Annotated in this window: 18 protein-coding genes and 1 pseudogene; 10 read left to right on the top strand and 9 right to left on the bottom strand. The window is 47.4% G+C overall.

Annotated elements, in window-relative coordinates:
* Positions 1-20: 20 nt before the first annotated feature.
* The 4 genes from P403_RS0109505 to P403_RS0109490 form a co-directional block, all read right to left on the bottom strand.
* Entirely contained in the window at positions 21-1,340 is a 1,320-nt protein-coding gene (locus tag P403_RS0109505) for an APC family permease (protein WP_029332406.1), read from the bottom strand.
* A 182-nt stretch (positions 1,341-1,522) separates the two neighbouring features.
* Complete coding sequence (locus P403_RS0109500; protein ID WP_029332405.1) at positions 1,523-1,942, bottom strand: hypothetical protein; 420 nt, start codon at positions 1,940-1,942, stop codon at positions 1,523-1,525.
* A complete protein-coding gene (locus P403_RS16050) occupies positions 1,932-2,354 on the bottom strand; it encodes a YwiB family protein (RefSeq protein WP_235195193.1) in 423 nt (140 codons plus the stop codon). Before P403_RS16050 ends, P403_RS0109500 begins: the two co-directional genes overlap by 11 nt.
* A gap of 112 nt (positions 2,355-2,466) precedes the next feature.
* Entirely contained in the window at positions 2,467-4,167 is a 1,701-nt protein-coding gene (locus P403_RS0109490; protein ID WP_034801114.1) for a glycoside hydrolase family 13 protein, read from the bottom strand.
* Between the two features lie 361 nt (positions 4,168-4,528).
* Between P403_RS0109490 and P403_RS0109485 the strand changes: the two genes are divergently transcribed.
* The 10 genes and pseudogenes from P403_RS0109485 (at position 4,529) to P403_RS17015 (ending at position 14,702) form a co-directional block, all read left to right on the top strand.
* Positions 4,529-5,968, top strand: a complete 1,440-nt coding sequence (locus P403_RS0109485; protein WP_029332403.1) for an NAD-dependent succinate-semialdehyde dehydrogenase — start codon at positions 4,529-4,531, stop codon at positions 5,966-5,968.
* Positions 5,965-7,590 carry an acetolactate synthase large subunit gene (locus P403_RS0109480; protein ID WP_029332402.1) on the top strand — a complete coding sequence of 542 codons (1,626 nt, stop codon included), beginning with the start codon at positions 5,965-5,967 and terminating at the stop codon, positions 7,588-7,590. Before P403_RS0109485 ends, P403_RS0109480 begins: the two co-directional genes overlap by 4 nt.
* Before the next feature lie 4 nt (positions 7,591-7,594).
* Positions 7,595-7,921, top strand: a complete 327-nt coding sequence (gene ytxJ / locus P403_RS0109475; protein ID WP_029332401.1) for a bacillithiol system redox-active protein YtxJ — start codon at positions 7,595-7,597, stop codon at positions 7,919-7,921.
* A 195-nt stretch (positions 7,922-8,116) separates the two neighbouring features.
* On the top strand, positions 8,117-9,649 hold the full coding sequence (locus P403_RS0109470; RefSeq protein WP_029332400.1) for a DHA2 family efflux MFS transporter permease subunit: 1,533 nt from the start codon (positions 8,117-8,119) through the stop codon (positions 9,647-9,649).
* A gap of 580 nt (positions 9,650-10,229) precedes the next feature.
* Positions 10,230-10,526, top strand: a complete 297-nt coding sequence (locus P403_RS0109465; RefSeq protein WP_029332399.1) for a metal-sensitive transcriptional regulator — start codon at positions 10,230-10,232, stop codon at positions 10,524-10,526.
* Positions 10,527-10,538: 12 nt separating this feature from the next.
* The gene (locus P403_RS0109460) at positions 10,539-12,671 is read left to right on the top strand and encodes a heavy metal translocating P-type ATPase (protein WP_029332398.1); all 2,133 of its coding nucleotides are present in this window, start codon (positions 10,539-10,541) and stop codon (positions 12,669-12,671) included.
* Positions 12,668-12,874: a cation transporter gene (locus P403_RS0109455; RefSeq protein ID WP_029332397.1), complete on the top strand. Its 207-nt coding sequence runs from the start codon at positions 12,668-12,670 to the stop codon at positions 12,872-12,874. Before P403_RS0109460 ends, P403_RS0109455 begins: the two co-directional genes overlap by 4 nt.
* Before the next feature lie 86 nt (positions 12,875-12,960).
* The gene (locus P403_RS0109450; RefSeq protein ID WP_029332396.1) at positions 12,961-13,185 is read left to right on the top strand and encodes a hypothetical protein; all 225 of its coding nucleotides are present in this window, start codon (positions 12,961-12,963) and stop codon (positions 13,183-13,185) included.
* A 209-nt stretch (positions 13,186-13,394) separates the two neighbouring features.
* Positions 13,395-13,937: pseudogene (locus P403_RS17020) on the top strand (protoglobin family protein); the annotation flags it as partial.
* A gap of 222 nt (positions 13,938-14,159) precedes the next feature.
* The gene (locus tag P403_RS17015) at positions 14,160-14,702 is read left to right on the top strand and encodes a methyl-accepting chemotaxis protein (RefSeq protein WP_420805698.1); all 543 of its coding nucleotides are present in this window, start codon (positions 14,160-14,162) and stop codon (positions 14,700-14,702) included.
* A gap of 86 nt (positions 14,703-14,788) precedes the next feature.
* Here P403_RS17015 and P403_RS0109440 read toward each other — a convergent pair whose 3' ends face one another.
* The 5 genes from P403_RS0109440 to P403_RS0109420 form a co-directional block, all read right to left on the bottom strand.
* Positions 14,789-15,415, bottom strand: a complete 627-nt coding sequence (locus tag P403_RS0109440) for a class F sortase (RefSeq protein ID WP_235195191.1) — start codon at positions 15,413-15,415, stop codon at positions 14,789-14,791.
* Positions 15,375-16,169, bottom strand: a complete 795-nt coding sequence (locus tag P403_RS0109435; protein ID WP_029332393.1) for a DUF4397 domain-containing protein — start codon at positions 16,167-16,169, stop codon at positions 15,375-15,377. Before P403_RS0109435 ends, P403_RS0109440 begins: the two co-directional genes overlap by 41 nt.
* A 714-nt stretch (positions 16,170-16,883) precedes the next feature.
* Positions 16,884-17,756 (bottom strand): agmatinase, encoded by an 873-nt coding sequence (speB, locus tag P403_RS0109430; RefSeq protein WP_029332392.1) that lies wholly within the window; start codon positions 17,754-17,756, stop codon positions 16,884-16,886.
* Between the two features lie 60 nt (positions 17,757-17,816).
* Positions 17,817-18,656, bottom strand: coding sequence for a polyamine aminopropyltransferase (gene speE / locus P403_RS0109425; RefSeq protein WP_014969274.1), 840 nt, complete (start codon positions 18,654-18,656; stop codon positions 17,817-17,819).
* 142 nt (positions 18,657-18,798) lie between these two features.
* A complete protein-coding gene (locus P403_RS0109420; protein WP_029332391.1) occupies positions 18,799-19,473 on the bottom strand; it encodes an NAD(P)H-dependent oxidoreductase in 675 nt (224 codons plus the stop codon).
* Between the last annotated feature and the right edge of the window lie 357 nt (positions 19,474-19,830).

Here is a 19,830-nt window from a genome sequence, read left to right as displayed (position 1 = left end):
CGTATCGCTCCCTTTCTAACTTACTCTGATTTATCGTTTGATGTATCTTTTTCGTCAACATGATTTAAGAACAGTCGCTCACCGAAGAAGACGACGGCGATGACAATCAGTGACACGACGACGACAAGCCAGTCACTTGAGGCTTTGACGTAGACGAAGGCACCAAGAACAATCGCGTCAAGGATGATTGCACTGATGACGATGAATGGATTAACGCTCAACTCTTTCCGAAGATGTTTCAGCACACCGATATGAATGATGATGTCCATGACGAGATATAAAATCGCGCCCATCGAGGCGATGCGTGTCAAGTCGAACAGCACCGTTAAGACCATCGCAACGACAATCGTATAGACTAACGTGTGCTTTTGCACCGACCCTGGCATCCCGAAGTGTCGGTGCGGAATCAACGTCATGTCCGTCAACATCGCGAGCATCCGCGAAACGGCGAAGACACTGGCAATGATTCCGGAAATCGTCGCGAGGAGTGCGATTGACACCGTGAACCAGACACCGGCGTCACCGAGTGCCGGACGTGCCGCTTCTGCCAGGACATAGTCCTTCGCATCGATGATTTCCTGAAGCGACAGACTGCTTGAGACCGAGAAGGCAAGCAAGAGATAGACGACCAGGCTGATTAAAATCGACACGATGATTGCGATGCCGACGTTGCGTTTCGGATTGACGATTTCAGACCCGCTGTTCGTAATCGTCGTAAACCCTTTAAACGACAGGATGGTTAACGCAACTGCCGCGATGTAGCCGGTGATTGTGACATCGGGTGCACTCCCCGTCGTCTCCGGGACGAATGAAAATCCACCGATTGATAACGCAATAATCGCAAAGACAACGAGTGCCGCGATCTTCAAAATGGAAGCGACGAGTGAAAAAGACTGGATGAAGGCATTTCCTGCGATATTGACTAAAAAGGCGAAAACCAATAATCCGACACCGAGTAACGGCACGAGGTAGTCGGCTTGATCCCCCGGGAATAATTGCAGTAAGTATGTCCCGAACGTCCGGGCGACTAAACTTTGATTAATGACCATCGATAAAGCCATCAGTAAGGCAGCACCTGCCGTAATCGTCCCTTTACCGTACGCTTTGACAAGAAACATTCCGATTCCGCCTGCTGACGGAAAGGCATTACTCAGCTTGATATAAGAGTAGGCACTGAACGCCGTCACGATCCCACCGATAATGAAAATGAATGGAAACCATGTCCCGGACAGTTCTGCGACCTGCCCAAGTAAAGCAAAAATTCCGGCACTGATCATGACACCTGTCCCTAAACCGATGGCTCCTGTCAGTTTAATACTGTCTTTTTTATATGCTGCCATTTGGCTCCACTCCTCTCTATTGCAGTCATTACCCTGAAAATTCTTAGGTTTAAACAGCGATCGAGAAATAGCGTGTCTGCAAACAATTTTTTGAACACAAATAGAGAGGGGGCATCAAAACCCACCTCTCTATTTCGTCATCATCTTTAGCGTAGTCAAAAGCAATTCTGTCTAACCCGCCGTTATTCGAGACCTAACGCTTGCGGCAACTTGACTGCTTTTGTATACGCCGTCTGATAATCTTTTTTTGCGACAGCCTGTTCGACCTGACGGAGCGCCGGGTGATTTTCTTCCGCGAATGCACCGAGAATTGCGAGGTAGCGCTCGTAGACGGTTTCGTCCTCTTTTCGGGCGTGAAGTAACGCCGTATACAACATGACTGTATCTTCCCCGTATAAGACTGGCAATTCTTCATTGATTAACAACAATGAATCGATTGCATCCGTCTCAACTTTCGGGTTGTACTCCGTCATGACTTGTTCTGAGAGTGTCTCGAGCTGATCGCGCCATGCATTGTATTTATCCTCATCATTTTCTAACCACTCGAACCATTCCTCGTCGAGCATCTGTTCCATCTCTTTTACCGTTTGTTCAAACGCCATCTGTCTCACTCCGTTTCCATGTTAATTCAATCGTATACGTTCCGACCGCCTGATGATTCATCATCAAATCGTAGGTGAAGCGCATCTCTTGGTCGAGCATTTCAATCGTATGGGTTTCCGTCTGCATCAACATCTGACCAAATTGACTTTCATACCCACTCTTCGTTTGTTGTCCTAAAATGAACACGTGGTGCATTGAAACAGGTCCTTTACGGTTCAACGCAACTTGATCATGCGACCATTTGATCGTCGTATCAATCGGTTGCTCGTCTTCTTGTACGAATTTCACCGCAAAACCGTCCTTCGTCTCGAACAGCATACCTTCTGCTTCGAGATCGACGGATTCACGCATCGCGTCATCTTGAATCGTCGTCACTTGCCGCAGCAGGACGGGATAACGTTTTGGTTTCACTTTTTATCACCTCATCGTCTAGCGTACACGATTTTTTCATCTTACGCACGGTCGCAAACTGACAAGATACACAAAAAGACTGGATTCAGCACGTGCCGAATCCAGTCATTGTTTATCGTACTCGGTACAGACGTGCTTCGAATGGACGCAGCGCCAGTTCCGTTCCTTCATGATAGGCTGTCTCGTAGTTACCGAGCACCAGATTATCCGAATGGAGGATGATGTCCGTATCGATGTCTGCTGCTTCACCTTTTAAGTTCGTGACGATCAAGAATTGTTCGTCACCCAGTGTCCGCGTGTAGGCATAGACTTTTTCATCTTCCGGTAAAATCAAATCGTATTCTCCGTAAATCAACGTTTCTTCTGCTTTCCGGATTTGAATCATCCGTTTGTAGAAGTTAAGAATCGAATCTTCGTCTGCTTGCTGTGACGCGACATTGATGTCCGCAAAGTTCGGATTGACACCGAACCACGGCGACTGTGAAGAGAATCCGCCATTTTGTTCGTTCGTCCACTGCATTGGTGTCCGGGAATTGTCACGCGACGAGTTCCAGATGACTTCCATGATTTCTTCATGTGTTTTACCGGATGCCAGTTGCATGTTGTACATGTTTTTCGTCGCGACATCATCATAATCCGCGATGTCCGGGAATTGAACGTTCGTCATCCCGATTTCCTGCCCTTGGTAGATGAATGGCGTCCCCTGCATAAAGAAGTACATCATCGCGAGCGACTTCGCACTTTGTTTCCAGTACTGCTCTTCATCTCCCCAAAGTGAGACGGACCGGACCTTATCGTGGTTTTCAAGGTAAAGTGCATTCCAGCCTGTTTCTTCAAGCCCTTTTTGCCACTTCGTCAAAACTTGTTTCAGTTTGACGACGTCGACACCTTTTTCAGCATCTGACCGCCATAAATCCATATGCTCGAACTGGAAGACCATGTTCATTTTTCCGTTCTCTTCGCCGACCCAAAGATCTGCTTCTTCCGGTGTAACACCATTCGCTTCACCGACTGTCATGATGTCGTACTTCGAAAACGTTTCATCCTTAAGTTCTTCCAAGTACTCATGGATCCCCTCAACATTCATGTGCATCTCAAACGATGGCACGTGTGGCATGCCGAGTGGGTTTGGTAAATCGGCAAATGATTGGTCTTTATTGATGTGGCTGATGGCATCGATTCGGAACCCGTCGATTCCTTTATCGAGCCACCAATTAATCATCGTGTAGACCGCTTGACGCATGTCTTTGTTTTGCCAGTTCAAATCTGGTTGGCGGCGTGAGAAGACATGTAGAAAGTATTGTTCTGTCTTTTCGTCATATTCCCATGCGGATCCACCAAAGATGCTTTCCCAGTTGTTCGGTTCCCCACCATTGACGGCATCTTTCCAAATGTACCAGTCGCGTTTTTCATTGTCTTTTGAAGAACGCGATTCGAGGAACCACGGGTGTTCGTCCGATGTATGGTTGACGACCAAATCAAGCAATACTTTAATATCGCGTTTGTGCGCTTCTTCCATTAAGAGGTTGAAGTCTGCCATCGTCCCGAATTCATCCATGATATCTTCATAGTCGCTGATGTCATATCCATTATCATCATTCGGTGATTTAAACATCGGACAGATCCAAAGAACGTCGACACCTAAATCTTTCAAATAATCGAGTTTTGCGATGATACCCGGAATATCGCCGATTCCATCGTTGTTTGCGTCGTAGAAGCTTCGTGGGTAGATTTGATAAGCGACAGCTTCTTTCCACCAAGCGCGTGTTAGAGTTTTTTGGGCCGTTTCTGGGCGCGGTATCATTTGTGTCATCGTGTATAAATCCTCTCGTGTGTCAGTCTTAGTTCATTGATTTTTTTCATCATAATTGCTCATTTGTTATAAGGGTGATCGATTCATTTCTTTTAGCGCAATCGATTGCGCAAATACTCTACCTTCATCTTATCAAATACACATGCAATGTCAACGTTCCCGGTCTGTTTCCGGCACTTCAAAGTGATGACGTTTGTTAACAATATTTCAGTCATGGATACATTACAGTTACTGAATTATCCTACACTCTTTATCGGTCGATTTCTAGCCTTTTGCATGAAGTTCTGTCGAAAGATGAATCTTTTTTTGCTCGTTCGGGTATATTCTTTACAATGCAAATAAAAAAGGGGGATTTTGTAAGATGGACGGACAATTTTTGATTGATGGAAAGTGGCTTGATCATGACCGTGAACGGACGGACGTCAAAAATCCCGCAACCGGGGAAATCGTCGGGAGTGTCCCGAACGGAACGAAATCGGATGTCAACGATGCCGTTGAAGCGGCTCGCCAAGCGTTTCCGGCCTGGTCGAAACGAAGTGTCTATGAACGCGCTGAACTTCTCGAGAAACTGTATGCGAAGATGATTGAGAAAAAGGACGAACTCGCGCGCTTGATGACGCTTGAAATGGGGAAACCACTCGCAGAATCGGAAGGGGAAGTTCAGTACGCGGCAAACTTTGTCAAGTGGTTCGCGGAAGAAGGAAAACGTGCGTACGGACGCATCATTCCCTCGCACGATACGAACAAACGACTTCATGTCATGAAACAACCGGTCGGTGTCGTCGCCGCCATCACACCCTGGAACTTCCCGGCTGCGATGATTACACGAAAAATGGCACCGGCACTCGTTGCAGGCTGTACGTTTATCCTGAAGCCACCTACCGCAACACCACTGACTGCTCTGCGCCTGCTTGAACTTTGCCAGGAAGTCGGCATTCCAAACGGTGTCGTCAACGCCGTGACGGGAAGCGGAAAAGAGCTCGGAGAATCGCTCGCAACGCATCCGCACATCGACAAAATCACATTTACCGGCTCAACAGAAGTCGGCCGGACATTGATGGCGCAAGGTGCCGAGACGATTAAAGCGATGTCACTCGAACTCGGCGGACACGCTCCGATTCTTGTGTTTGACGACTGTGACCTTGATCTCGCCGTCGCGGAAACGATTAAATCGAAATTCCGTAATGGTGGACAAACGTGCGTCTGCGGGAACCGGATCTACGTTTCTGATTCGATCTACGATACGTTCGTCGAAAAGCTAGGCGAAGCGACAGCGAAGCTTAAAACCGGGAACGGACTTGATGAAGAAACAAAAATCGGTCCGATGATCAATCAAGCCGGTTATGACAAAGTCAAAAAACACGTCGACAATGCGACGTCAGCTGGTGCCCGTGTCGTCACAGGTGGGACTGGAACGACGGATGAAGAGAAAGATGTCTACTATTATGAAGCAACGGTCATCGCTGATGTCACACCACAAATGCTGATCATGAACGAAGAGACATTCGGTCCTGTCGCTCCCGTTCAACGTGTCAGCTCTGACGAAGAAGCCATTCACTATGCCAATCAAACACCGTTCGGCCTCGCGTCTTATGTCTTTACGAACAACTACGCACGGGCGATGCGGACGATTGAGCAACTCGATTACGGCATCGTCGGCTGGAATGATGGTGTTCCATCTGCTGCCCAAGCACCATTCGGTGGCATGAAGCAATCAGGAATCGGACGCGAAGGTGGATCAGAAGGTCTCGAAGCGTACCTTGAAACAAAATATGTTTCAATTGGAGGAATGGACGCATGAATGCGGCAGAACGGTTCGTCGCCTGCCTCGAAGCAGAAGGGGTCACGCACATCTTTGGTGTCCCGGGAGAAGAAAACATTACGTTGCTCGACGCCATCAGTGAATCGGATATTACGTTCGTCACGACACGCCATGAAACAAATGCTGCTTTCATGGCAGCGATGTTCGGTCGCTTAAGCGGTCGTGCCGGTGTTTGCTTATCGACGCTCGGACCAGGTGCGACAAACATGATGACGGGCATCGCAAGTGCAACGATGGACCACTCGCCCGTCGTCGCGATTACGGGACAAGGAGCGACATGGCGCCAGCATAAGGCATCCCATCAAATGTTCGATTTAGTCGAGATGTACCGACCGATCACGAAGTCAAGTACATCGGTCGTATCAGGAGAAGTCATCCCGGAAATCGTCCGTCAAGCGTTCGCCGAGGCATGCTGTGAAAAACCGGGTGCGACGCACATTTCTTTCCCGGAAGATATCGCAAAAACTGATGTCGATGTTAAGACACCCCTTTTACGGGACAGCGAACCGGATACGCTTCATCCGACATCCGTCAAAGACAGCGCCGTCTTAAAACAAATCGAGCAGGCAGAACGTCCCGTCGTGATTGCCGGTTTTGGAATCAATCGCGGACAAGCGACGGACGTGTTCCGTCAGTTCGTGGAGCGTCTTGGCGCACCTGTCGTCGAGACGATGATGGGCAAAGGTGCGATTTCTTCACAACACGCGCTTGCTGCACACACGATTGGTTTGCCGAATACGGATTATAACCAACGGATTCTTGACCGGAGTGACTTAATCATCGCGATCGGTTACGACATCACGGAGTTGCCGCCTTCGAAATGGAATCCGAACCGGACTGCTGTCATTCATATCGATACGAATCGCCATGAAATCGATCAGTACTATCCGGTCGTCGCGAATCTAGTCGGTCCCTTGTCCGATACGTTACGTTTGTTAGCAGAAGAGATTCCGACACGGGCCTGGGACGGCTGGCAAGGAGACCGCGATAAACTCCGCAAAGAAATTCAAGCGACGTATTCGATGGCCCTACCGCTTCACCCCCAAAGCATCGTCCGTGAACTCGAGGCGGCCATCGGTGAAGACGGCATGGTGTTTTCAGACGTCGGTGCGCATAAAGTATGGCTCGGCCGCCATTTTCAAACAACGCGTCCGAACCAATTATTCATTTCCAACGGCTTTTCTTCGATGGGATACGGATTATCGAGCGCGATTGCCGCGCAACTGTTATACCCGGACCGGCGTATCTTTTGCGCTTCCGGTGACGGGGCCTTTCTAATGAACGGGCAAGATCTTGAGACTGCCGTCCGGTTAAAACTTCCGATCGTCGTCATCATCTGGCGCGACGGAACGTACGGCTTAATTGAATGGAAGCAGCAACAGGCTTACGGGCGTGCTCCCTACATTGAATTCGACAATCCGGACCTCGTCGAACTGGCGAAAGCGTTCGGAGCACTCGGACTTCGTGTCGGTGAACACGGCAGTCTCTCGAGCTGTCTCGAACAGGCAAATCATAGCGACGGACCTGTTTTGATTGACTGTCCAGTCGATTACAGGGAAAATCTAAAGTTAAGCGACCGTCTACGGACGTATGGAGGATGATACTATGCCACAACTTAGAAAACTGCAATCGATTTCTGACTTTGATCAATTCGTTTCCGAACACGATTCGTTCGTGATCTGTAAACACAGTACGACCTGCCCAATCAGTGCCGCCGGTTTTTCTGAATACACGAAATTTGCTGACGCGACGTCAGTACCGACTGCCTACTTGCTCGTCCAAGAAGCACGGACACTGTCAAATCACATCGCCGAACATTACAACGTACGTCATGAATCACCTCAGGTCATCTTCATTGAAAAAGGACGTGCGACATGGTCTGCAGCTCATTATGACATTACGAATGATGCCTTGAACACACATGTCGGCTGAGATCTTTCAGCATTATTAATGATTTATAAACATCCTTCTCTTTTTAGAGTCGGATGTTTTTTCTGCTTCACTAAAAATAAAATTACCTTTCTTAGTTATTAATGTTTGTATTTATCTTGAAATCAGATTAAGATATACAACAGATATAATGACCGTATAGAAATGTGTACCGTCAGTTCATTAAGGAGGAAAATCATGCAACACGAAAAAACTGCTTCTAATCGCCCCCCCTACGGTATCCTTTCCGTATTGATGATTGGAGCCTTCATCGCTTTTTTAAATAACACGTTACTTAACATCGCCCTTCCTTCGATCATGAAGGATTTGAACATCGAGACGTCGACCGTCCAGTGGCTGTCGACTGGTTTCATGCTCGTCAACGGGATCTTAATTCCGACATCTGCTTTTCTGATTCAGAAATTTTCTGTTCGTCGTCTGTTCATCCTCGCGATGACATTATTCTCACTCGGTACAATCCTTGCCGGGTTCGCAAGTGAATTCCCCGTCCTGTTGGCAGGACGAATGATTCAGGCTTCTGGTTCAGCAATCATGATGCCGCTCTTGATGAACGTCATGCTCGTCAGTTTCCCGATTGAAAAACGTGGGACGGCGATGGGCTTCTTCGGACTCATCATGATGGGTGCACCAGCAATCGGACCGACTTTGTCAGGTTGGATCATTGAGCACTATGATTGGCGGATGTTATTCCACTTCATCACACCAATCGCTTTAGTCGTTCTCGTCGCCGGAATCGTCTTACTCCGTGACGTCAAAGAACGGTCGAATGCTAAACTCGACTTCATGTCAGTTGTTTTATCCTCATTCGGTTTCGGTGGACTCCTCTACGGGTTTAGTTCTGCCGGCTCTAAAGGGTGGGACAGCCCACACGTCACAATCGCGCTGACAATCGGTGTGATTGCGCTCGTTTCTTTCATCCTGCGTCAGTTGCGGATGGAGCGTCCGATGTTGAACTTCAAAATTTATCAGTATCCGATGTTCGCTCTCTCATCTGCCATTTCAATCGTTGTCACGGTCGCAATGTTCTCCGGGATGTTACTCTTACCGATCTACGTCCAAAACATCCGCGGCATTTCTCCGCTCGATGCAGGATTGATGTTACTACCGGGAGCCATCCTCATGGCAGTCATGTCACCAATCAACGGAAAATTGTTCGATAAGATTGGAGGACGCCCACTCGCGATCACTGGTCTCTTCATCACTGTCGTCACGAGTTACTTCTTCAGTCAATTGAAGATGGACACGACGTATACACACTTAATCATCTTGTATTCACTCCGGATGTTCGGGATGTCGATGGTCATGATGCCCGTCTCGACAAACGGTTTAAACCAGTTACCGACACGCTACTATCCGCACGGAACGGCAATGAACAATACGTTGCAACAAGTGTCGGGTGCCATCGGAACGGCATTGCTCGTCACGATCATGTCGACGCATGCGAAGACACGTGGGACGGAACTTGCGCAAGAGGCCGCTCAAAACATGACGAGTCAACCGACAGCAGAAGCTGCTGCTGCGTTGAAACAACAAATCATGATGCAAGCAACACTTGACGGGATTAACTATGCCTTCCTCGTTTCAACGTTCATTGCGGGTGTTGCGTTCATCCTTTCGTTCTTCATCAAACGAGCGACGCAAGCGGAAGACATCATCAGCGGTCGTTCGCGTAACGAACAAATCATCAAACCTCAAGTTTCTAATCAATAAGGTTCTAAATACGCCATCCCATTCGGGTGGCGTATTTAGCGTGTAGACGAACTCTTATGAATCGTGAACATACGATACCGAGACAGATTGCGCTCTACACCATCTACATGCCTGTCTTTCCGTCACGGTATTCCTATAAAAAGCGTCACGTTTCGTTGACTCCTACGGGAAAAAGTGCGTTTTTAACGCACTTTCAGAGGCAGGCAAGACCCTGCTCGTTGTCCGTGAGGATCAAGGAGCAACGGCTTGCGCCTCGCCCGAGGAAAGCAACGAAAAAAGAGACGATTTCTTTCCCAATTGCACGTTGTCTATAGTCTGAGTACGTTTTTAACGCACTTTCAAAGTCAGGCAAGATCCTGGCTCGTTGTCTGTGAGGACCAAGGAGCAATGGCTAGCGCCTTGACCGAGGAAAGCAACGAGAAAAGACGTTTGATTTCCTGATAGCACGTTGCCTATAGTCTGAATACGCCATCCCATTCGGGTGGCGTATTTTTTTGCCCCTGCAAATCATCATACTGGTACCCCCTACCCCTATATGTTATGGTTTAAATAGCAACTACCAACAGAAAGAGGTGTTCCTATGCAACATGATCATCCGCTCGTCCCCCGCTCTTCTGAAGAGCAGGAAGCATTAAATAAACGTTTGAAGCGTATCGAAGGGCAAGTCCGTGGTATCGCCAACATGGTCGCCGAAGATCGGTATTGTATCGATATTTTGACACAGACGGCATCGATTCAAGCCGCCCTTCGTCAAGTCGAACTACAAGTCATCGAACGTCATGTCAAGATGTGTATGCATGATGCAGCTACCGGACAGAAAGACACAGATCTTTATGTCGACGAACTGATGTCCGTCATCGCCCGACTCAAGAAGTAAGGAGGTATACGTATGTCAAAAACAATCGAATTGAACATTGAAGGCATGACATGCGCCGCCTGTTCAGCCCGAATCGAAAAAGTCCTGAATCGGATGGACGGTGTCGATGCGACGGTCAACTTACCACTCGAGACGGCGCGGATTGCAGTCCCCGACGAACTCGATGAACAAGCAATCATTGATAAAATCAAGAAGGTCGGTTATGGCGCGACCATTAAGTCGGCCCCTCATGAAAAAGTGCAAGATCGGCGGATGCTCTATCGTTTTTTCATCGCCGCCTTGCTGTCGTTACCACTCTTACTCAGTATGGTGTCGCACATTCCAAATAGTCCGGTCCATCTGACGTTCCTGATGAATCCGTGGCTCCAGTTCGCACTGGCTACACCCGTTCAATTCATTATCGGGGCACCGTTCTATGTTGGTGCCTATAAGAGTCTCCGGAGCGGTAGTGCCAACATGGATGTCCTCGTCGCACTCGGGACGTCAGCCGCTTACTTTTATTCGGTCGCAGAAATGCTCATCCATCCGGTAATGCCGAATCTTTACTTTGAAACAAGTGCCATCTTAATTACACTCGTCCTTCTTGGTAAAGTACTCGAAGATCGGGCAAAACAACAAACGACCGGTGCGATCAAAAGTCTCTTGTCCCTGCAGGCAACGGATGCCGTCGTCCTCGACAACGGCACGGAACGCACGGTCGCGATTGATCAGATTCAACCCGGCATGCAGATCGTCGTCAAACCGGGACAGAAAATTCCGATGGACGGAATGATTTTATCCGGTGATGCCTATCTCGATGAATCAATGCTGACTGGTGAACCGCTTCCAGCGCATAAAGGTGCCGATGATACCGTCATTGGCGGAACCTTGAATACGAATGGGAATTTGTTGATTGAAGCAACGAAAGTCGGTCAGGAGACGATGCTTGCGAACATCATCCGTGTCGTTGAACAAGCGCAGACAGAAAAAGCGCCAATCCAACGACAAGCCGATCGGATTTCCGGCATCTTCGTGCCAATCGTCGTCGCCATCGCCCTCATCACACTTGGTGCTTGGTGGTTGACGGCCGGCTCATTTGCTGAAGCAATTCGTCCTGCGATTGCTGTCCTCGTCATTGCTTGTCCCTGTGCATTAGGACTCGCAACCCCGACATCCATCATGGTCGGAACAGGTAAAGGTGCTGAGCATGGTGTGCTTTTCAAAGGTGGTGCCCAGCTTGAATCGTTACAACATGTTGATGCCGTCGTTTTCGATAAAACAGGTACACTAACCGTCGGACGCCCTGTCGTCGTCGAGACGTTCGGGAACGAACAAGCACTCGACTTCGCAGCAGCCATCGAAAAAAAATCAGAGCATCCGCTCGCGCATGCGATTACCGAAGAACGGGATGTCGTGTTCGATATTGAACAGTTTCAAGTCGATGCCGGCCGCGGTGTCAGCGGGATGATTCTCGGTCGCAACATCCTGGTTGGTTCTGAACGAATGATGCGGGATCAACAGTTCGATGTCCCGGACTGGTCTTCTGCCGGCGCGACATTCGTCTATGTCGCTGTCGACGGGCACGTTGAAGCTGGTTACGCGATTCGCGATGAACTGAAGCCGACGACGAAACACGTCATCGCTCAAATTCAACAGACAAAAGCAGTCTATCTCTTGACGGGTGACCGAAAAGACGTTGCCCTCAATCTAGCGACGGAACTCGGTATTCCAACAAACCATGTGTTTGCAGATATCTTACCCATCGAAAAAGCTGATCACATCAAAGCCCTTCAAGATGCGGGACACCGCGTCGCCATGGTTGGTGACGGAATTAACGATGCGCCAGCGCTTGCGACGGCTGACGTCGGAATCGCTCTTGGTAGCGGGACGGATGTCGCCTTAGAAGCAGCTGACGTCACACTGCTTGGACACGATTTACAACAAGTCGCAACGGCGATTCGGTTGAGTGAACAGACGATGAAGAACATTCGCCAAAATCTCTTTTTCGCACTCGCCTATAATACGATCGGGATCCCCGTTGCTTTTCTCGGACTTCTCGCTCCGTGGCTCGCCGGAGCAGCGATGGCATTTAGCTCTGTTTCCGTCGTCACGAATGCGTTACGCTTAAAACGTACCCCACTCACTAAAGGAGGAACTCACTCATGAAAGAAACGACTTTACACGTCATCGGTATGACATGTAACCACTGTAAAGCAAGTGTCGAATCGGCACTGAACGAACTGGACGGCGTCACAACGGCGACTGTTTCGCTCCCTGACAATTCAGTCACTGTCGTCCATGAAGATGTCACACAAGAACGTCTAGTCGAAGCCATCGAAGAAATCGGCTATGACGTCGCACCCGTTTAATTTTTTCAAGCCAAACTGTTGCTAACGCACAGTTTGGCTTTTTTAATTGCTGAAAAAGGGGAATGGACTAACAAGGAGGGGTTCGTATGGTACCGAAAATCGAATTCGTACAACACTTCGACGACAACAAAGGAAAACGATTTAAAATCGAACTTTGGAATCTCGGAACCTTCACATTTAGTGCCGAATCAGCCAAAGGCCCCGTCACGCGATTCAGTTCGATTGATATTCAGTTCATTCAATCGTGCGTTAGCCGGATGCGGGCACTGAACGATGCAAAACAAGCCTTTCAAGAAGATCAACCGGTCTAACTTTCTTTCACTTTCTCTTTAAAAATATATGATGTCCGATTGAACACGCTTTTGCTCATGGTCCCGGACCGTGAGCTTTTTTCGTTTAAGGTCAATATTTTTTAACTTCTAGAGAGTTTCCTTCTAAAAAAGATACTGTTTTTTCCTTTAGCAACCGATAAAGAATAAGACTATTACATTCTTAATTTGAAGAAAATCGGAGGCTTACTGTGCGCAACCCATTTAAAACTAAATCATCAAGCTCAACCTATCAGGCAAAAATCGGATTTCCCGATAAAAAATTCATTACAAAAACAAGTGATCCCACTTTAGCAGGACGCCTTGAATATATGGGCTACACTGAAGAACAATTGCAAACGTTAAAAGCGATGGCTCCTGTCGTCAATTCTGTATTAGACGAAGTCCTCGAACAAGTACTCGATCATCTCCTTCTCCATCCGGAAATGGTTCAGATTGCTGAAAATGCTTCGACACGTCAACGCCTGAAAAAAGTATTTGCCGACTATTTTGGTAGCCTCTTGACGGGAAACATGGACGAGAAGTTTCTTGCGATGCGAAAACGAATGGGCAAAACGCATAACCGGAATTTCGTCCCTGTCACGTGGTTCATCGCTTCTTACGCAGCATTCAACACCTTACTGATTCCTAAAGTCGTCGAACATTTCCAAGAAGATCCGGAGCAACTTGCAACAGCAATCCTCGCGTTGACTCATGCGATGAACTTGGATGCGCAAATCGTTACAAGTCAGTATGTCGACGCGCGCTTAGAAGAAGTAGGTACAGCGAATGAAGCACGCACACGTCTCCTGCAAGATGTCGTCCGTGTCAGCCAGGAGGTCGCGAGTACGGTCGAACAAACAGAAGGCGCCATTCTCGAAACGAGTCAACGGGCGACACAAATCTTATCCGAGACGGATCAGACGGAGAAAACAAGCCGTAACCTTGTTGGCTTAACATCAGAAAACGAAGCACAGATGGACAAAATGGAACAACAATTCGTCCAATCGACGAGTCAAGTCAATACATCATTAACGAGCATCCAACAGTTAAAAACGACATCTGACGAAATCGTCAAGATGACACAAGGGATCGAAGACATCGCGAACCAAACGAATCTGTTAGCTTTAAACGCCTCAATCGAAGCTGCACGTGCCGGCGAACACGGTAAAGGTTTCTCTGTCGTCGCAATCGAAGTCCGCAACCTTGCCGAAAATGCGAAACACTTAAGTAGCAGCATCAACACGTTGATTCAAAAGAACAATGGAAATATCACAGAACTCGTTTCACAGATGGAAGACATCACACGTTCGAACTCTGCTTCACGGACTGAGCTCCAACAGGTGAAGAGCGGCATTCATACCGTGAAAAAAGAGATGGAGAACTACTTGGAGATGTTCGGGCGCAATAAGAATGACTTAGGCCAAATCGTTCAGACGATTCAAGGGATCAGTCAAACGACACAAGGTCTCTCGGCTTTGACAACGAATCTCGTCGCAGCATCGGAATCGAATGCATAAGTTTTTCTAAGTCGTTCAGATTGAACTTCATCTAAAAAAAGACCAACCCATGATGGATTGGTCTTTTTTTGATTCCGTATTGCTTGTTACTCTTCGATTTGATCGGCTGTTACGACTAACCGTTCATCGTACCCTTTTGATTTCGTGAACGTTCCGATACACGAAATCAACGTCAGCCGTTTTGCGACCGTTGCCCCAAAAATCGAACCAACGGGTGCCTCATCTACAGGATAGGAGGTTACGTTTGTCACCACGTAAGATAGCGTCTGCCCTGTTTTTGACTGTAACTCGATTTTTTGTCCTGGTTTCATCTTTGCTAAGTCGTAAAATACAGCGGGGCCATCCGTGTCGTCTAAATGACCGGCGAGGATGACATTTCCCGTCTGGTTCGCTTCTGCGCCGTACCGATACCAGGCGACCTGCTCCGTTTTTTTCGGAACATCCATCCGACCTTGCTTGTCTTTCCCAACGATTTCGCTCTTCGCCTTTACGTCAATCGCATCAATCGATAGCGTCGCCGGGATAAAACTAGCCGTTTCACGACTTTCTTGTACGGGTTCAGGTGTTACTGGCTCAATCGCAGGTGTCGCTTGCTCGACTGGCTTCGAAGGAGGAACAGATTCTTCTGTTCCTCCACATCCAGCGAGAATGAGAAAGATCAGAAAGAAACTGTTACGCGTTTTGTTTACGACGAATGACATAACTTGTTCCAACGAGGGCTACTCCTGCAAGTGCTACAAGTGCCCAAGTCGTTGCCATAGAAGATGTGTCTGCTGATCCACCAAGTCCTGTGTCTGGCATTGCAGCCATTTCACCGCCATCTGGAATCAAGAGCACATCAAACGCTGGTTCTCCTTCAAGAAGACCGATTGCAAGCGCTGTATAGTTTTTACCGCTATCTAATTTAATACCGTCGAGTGCTTTGACAACATCCATCGCGCCTGCTGGTCGTACTTCGAGATCATACGTGCCGGCATCGAGTGTTCCATAGTCTGAGACTTTCGAAAATTCAAGGTCACTGAAGAGTGCGTCTCCACCTTTAGGGGCGACATCAACAGCTGGTGCGTCCGGTGCAAAGTGCGCGACGCGAACCATTGATTTTCCGTCTTCGCCTTGACCGTTGTCTTCCATGACAGCAAGTTCGATATCTGCTAATTTACCAATTGCCGCGACTGAGTAAAATTTTCCAGCTTCAATGTTGAGTGTTTGAGAAAGTACAGGATCTTCTGTTGTCCCTGCAGCGAAGACTTCAACCTTATGTTCTCCTGCTGGGAGAGTGAGATAATCTGTGACAGCTTTGAATTCCGCTCCTGAGACAGCTGTTTCGCCATCGACGGCAATATCAACTGCCGGAGCATCTGGTGAAGCGTGAATTACACGCACCATTGCGTCATCTGCTGCACCTACTGGGAGCACGAATAGTGCAAACAAAAACGCAGCGGTAACGAACGATATGAATTTCTTCATCATTTTTTCCACCTCTCGTGTCATAATGTATTTCGCTTCTCAAGCCAACCTTTCATTCTAGAAGAAAATATTTCATTCGCGGTGACATCTTGAATTTAAACTAATTTGCAGTACTTTGTAAATATTTCGATGTGCTCAGAGTAACAGTTGTACGCTATCCTCTTTCGGAGTCTCCATCATCTCACTACCGTATTCCATTCACCCCACCTTCTTTAACTGAAACTGACAGGCTGTACAAATGAAGAAATGCACTGCCTATCCTATGTCTTTTTAGACGCACCAGGTTCTTCAGCACCACATGGATCGTTTTATCGATCATATGATTTACGCGACAACCTTTCGGGATGTTGTAAAAAATAGGCAGGCGTCTATATGATTACACTACCCTTTGCTAAGCATTTGTAACGTCTAAATGTATCTTTTCCGAGATTCGAAAATGATTGCCATGCGAAAGCACACCTATTTCCCACAAAAAAGTAGCGTGGAAACAAACTCTTATGAAGCGTAAACATGCGGTATCGAGAGGCAGGCAAGACCCTGCTCGTTGTCCGCTAGGATCAAGGAGCAACGGCTTGCGCCTCGTCCGAGGAAAGCAACGAAAAAAGATGCTTGATCTCCCAATAGCACGTTGTCTACAGTCTGAAAAAAGTAGCGTACAAGGACAACCCCTTGTACGCTACTTTTTTACATATCCCGCAATCATTTCAGACAAATTTACTTAATGAAACCAATCATCATTTCACGTAAGACTTTCGCAGCAGCAATCGCTGTCATGTCAGACTGATCATACGCGGGACAAACTTCAACGAGGTCCGCTCCGATGACGTCGACGTCAGCACGTGAAATCATATGAACGACTTCAAGTAATTCTTTTGTTGTCACGCCGCCAATTTCCTGTGTACCTGTTCCTGGTGCAGCAGACGGATCAAGGACGTCGATATCAATCGTCACGTAAACTTTTTTACCGGCAAGCTTCGGTAAAACAGCCTTTAACGGTTCAACGATTTCATACTTGAACAAATTGTAACCTGACGTCTTCGCCCACTCGAATTCTTCTTTCATCCCAGAGCGGATTCCGAATGAATAGCAGTTTTCCGGTCCAATCAAGTTGGCGATTTTTTTGAGTGGTGTCGAGTGTGAGAGCGGTTCGCCTTCATACTCGTCACGTAAATCCGTATGTGCGTCAAAATGTAAGACAACAAAATCATCGTAATGTTTATCAAAGGCTTTAACGACCGGCCATGTGACAAGGTGTTCGCCCCCCATGCCGAGCGGGAACTTACCTGCCGTCAGTAACGAATCGACGTACTCTTCGATCATGTCGAGTGACTTTTGGGCGTTTCCGAATGGTAACGGGATGTCACCCGCGTCAAACAATTTCGCATCGGCGATATCGCCGTCTAAATATGGGCTGTATTCTTCGAGACCAAGTGATACTTCACGGACTCGAGCCGGACCAAAACGTGATCCTGGACGGAAACTGACCGTCCAGTCCATCGGCATGCCGTATAATACACCTTTTGCATCTTCGTGAGTCGGCTGACTCGCGATAAAGACTTTACCTGAATATGCTTCATCAAAACGCATTTCTATTCCTCCAGTCATAGAAAGGAGTGTCCCTGAAAACGGAACACTCCTACTTTGAAATTAAATCGTTAGATCTTTGACGAACTTCGGCAACGCGAATGCTGCTGTGTGAAGTTCCGGTGTATAGTACTTCGTTTCGATTTCATGGAAACGCTCTGGTGCGACAGCGAGTGGGTCATGTTTTTTCGATCCAATCGTAAATGTCCACAGACCGCTCGGATACGTCGGAACGTTCGCAATGTAGAGTTTTGTGATTGGGAAGATTTCTTTGACGTCACGTTGTACATCACGGATCAAGTCTGGTGTAAACCATGGGTTGTCCGATTGTGCGACGAAAATACCGTCTTCTTTTAATGCTTTCGAGATTCCAGAGTAGAATCCTTTTGTGAATAGGTTGACCGCAGGACCGACCGGCTCTGTCGAATCAACCATGATGACATCGTATTCGTTGACTGCTTCTGCGATATGCATGAATCCGTCACCCACGATGACTTCGACACGTGCATCGTCTAAACCACCTGCGATGTTCGGAAGGTATTTCTTCGAGTACTCGATGACCTTGCCATCAATTTCGACGAGAACTGCTTTTTCGACCGATGGATGTTTTAAGACTTCACGGATGACTCCGCCGTCTCCTCCACCTACAACGAGAACCGATTTCGGGTTCGGGTGTGTGAACAATGGGACGTGTGCGACCATTTCGTGATAGACAAACTCATCTCGATCTGTTGTCATGACCATCCCGTCAAGTAACAACATCGTGCCGAACTCGTCCGTCTCAACCATCTCTAGGCGTTGAAACTCCGTTTGTTCGCTCTCATAAACGTGGTTGACACGGAATGTGATACCGTAATCTTCCGTTTGGTGTTCCGTGAACCATAACTTTAATTTTTGTTCCATTTGCGATAGAACCCCTTTCTTTCTCAAGACAAAAGTTGTTCGTATGCGAGTGGCGTTTACGGCGCTTCTTAATCATACAAATGCGAGTATACCGAATTTTGAAAGAAACTTCTATATAATTCGAAAAAAATTGTCCAGCTGCTTATTTAATGAAAGTGACGATTTCATCCAAGTCACGGCGTTGTTTCGCACGTTTCGGTTCATCGGCCCGGTAACCGAACGCGACCATGACAGGAACCGTAAATACAGTCCGGTCGAGTAAATCATGGTCGACTAAGATTTTTTCAACTGCCTCTTGATCAAATCCTTCAATCGGACAAGAGTCGATGCCGATTTGTGCTGCCGTCGACATCATGTTCCCGAGTGCGATATAGGCCTGTTTCGCTGACCAATCTTCCATTGCTTTTTCATTGTTTCCAATCTTGAAATCTTCTTCAAGGAAAAGACCATAGCGTGTCGTCCGTCCTTGTTTTGCTTCATCCGACAAACCGAGCTCGTCCATCATGTGCGTGACATGTGGACCATCTGGTTGCATTTGCGCACCTGTCCGTGCAAGGAAAATGACATAATGGCTCGCTGTCGGCAATTGACCTTGGGCCCCCCACGAGACGGCACGAAGTTCCTCACGCAATGCTTCATTTTGGATGACGAGCATGTTCCAAGGCTCATAACCAAATGAACTTGGTGAGAGTCGCGCGGTTTCTAAAATAAATGCGAAGTCTGCTGGTGTAATCTTTTTCGAAGGATCAAATGCCTTTGTCGCATGACGTGATTGTAGCGCTGTCAAAATTTCCTGCTTTTTCTGTTCCTGACTCATTTATTCTTCCCCCTGCGATTTTGATGGATTATTTCACAACGATAGCAAATATGAAATCACCCGTCTGCTATTCTGCTTGATATTAAATGTTACAAATCGATCTTTTCGGGAAATACTAGAGAAACAAAAGAAATTTTAGATTTTTTCATTTTTTTCAAAAATCGCTACGCAAAGCCAGTTTAAACGACTTTACCACCCTTTTTTTCTAGAAATCCCCATCTTTCATTACCCACAGCATTTGCCATCCTTACTATAAGTTTGTTACGGTAGTAACTTGCGTGATAAGGTTTTGTTTTTGAAGTTACGGGTATTACTAATCGTTGTATAGCAATTTTTCAGTATTTACAACACGAAACA

The sequence above is a fragment of the Exiguobacterium oxidotolerans JCM 12280 genome (genome assembly GCF_000702625.1).
Lineage (GTDB): Bacteria > Bacillota > Bacilli > Exiguobacteriales > Exiguobacteriaceae > Exiguobacterium_A > Exiguobacterium_A oxidotolerans.
The sequence above is the reverse complement of the archived record's forward strand: the minus strand, read 5'-3'. Positions and strand labels throughout refer to the sequence as shown.

Coding starts and splice junctions, on each gene's coding strand:
- P403_RS0109505 (WP_029332406.1), bottom strand. CDS start 1,340: ATGGCAGCATATAAAAAAGACAGTATTAAACTGACAGGAGCCATCGGT.
- P403_RS0109500 (WP_029332405.1), bottom strand. CDS start 1,942: ATGGCGTTTGAACAAACGGTAAAAGAGATGGAACAGATGCTCGACGAG.
- P403_RS0109490 (WP_034801114.1), bottom strand. CDS start 4,167: ATGACACAAATGATACCGCGCCCAGAAACGGCCCAAAAAACTCTAACA.
- P403_RS0109485 (WP_029332403.1), top strand. CDS start 4,529: ATGGACGGACAATTTTTGATTGATGGAAAGTGGCTTGATCATGACCGT.
- P403_RS0109480 (WP_029332402.1), top strand. CDS start 5,965: ATGAATGCGGCAGAACGGTTCGTCGCCTGCCTCGAAGCAGAAGGGGTC.
- ytxJ (WP_029332401.1), top strand. CDS start 7,595: ATGCCACAACTTAGAAAACTGCAATCGATTTCTGACTTTGATCAATTC.
- P403_RS0109470 (WP_029332400.1), top strand. CDS start 8,117: ATGCAACACGAAAAAACTGCTTCTAATCGCCCCCCCTACGGTATCCTT.
- P403_RS0109465 (WP_029332399.1), top strand. CDS start 10,230: ATGCAACATGATCATCCGCTCGTCCCCCGCTCTTCTGAAGAGCAGGAA.
- P403_RS0109460 (WP_029332398.1), top strand. CDS start 10,539: ATGTCAAAAACAATCGAATTGAACATTGAAGGCATGACATGCGCCGCC.
- P403_RS0109455 (WP_029332397.1), top strand. CDS start 12,668: ATGAAAGAAACGACTTTACACGTCATCGGTATGACATGTAACCACTGT.
- P403_RS0109450 (WP_029332396.1), top strand. CDS start 12,961: ATGGTACCGAAAATCGAATTCGTACAACACTTCGACGACAACAAAGGA.
- P403_RS17015 (WP_420805698.1), top strand. CDS start 14,160: ATGGACAAAATGGAACAACAATTCGTCCAATCGACGAGTCAAGTCAAT.
- P403_RS0109435 (WP_029332393.1), bottom strand. CDS start 16,169: ATGAAGAAATTCATATCGTTCGTTACCGCTGCGTTTTTGTTTGCACTA.
- speB (WP_029332392.1), bottom strand. CDS start 17,756: ATGCGTTTTGATGAAGCATATTCAGGTAAAGTCTTTATCGCGAGTCAG.
- speE (WP_014969274.1), bottom strand. CDS start 18,656: ATGGAACAAAAATTAAAGTTATGGTTCACGGAACACCAAACGGAAGAT.
- P403_RS0109420 (WP_029332391.1), bottom strand. CDS start 19,473: ATGAGTCAGGAACAGAAAAAGCAGGAAATTTTGACAGCGCTACAATCA.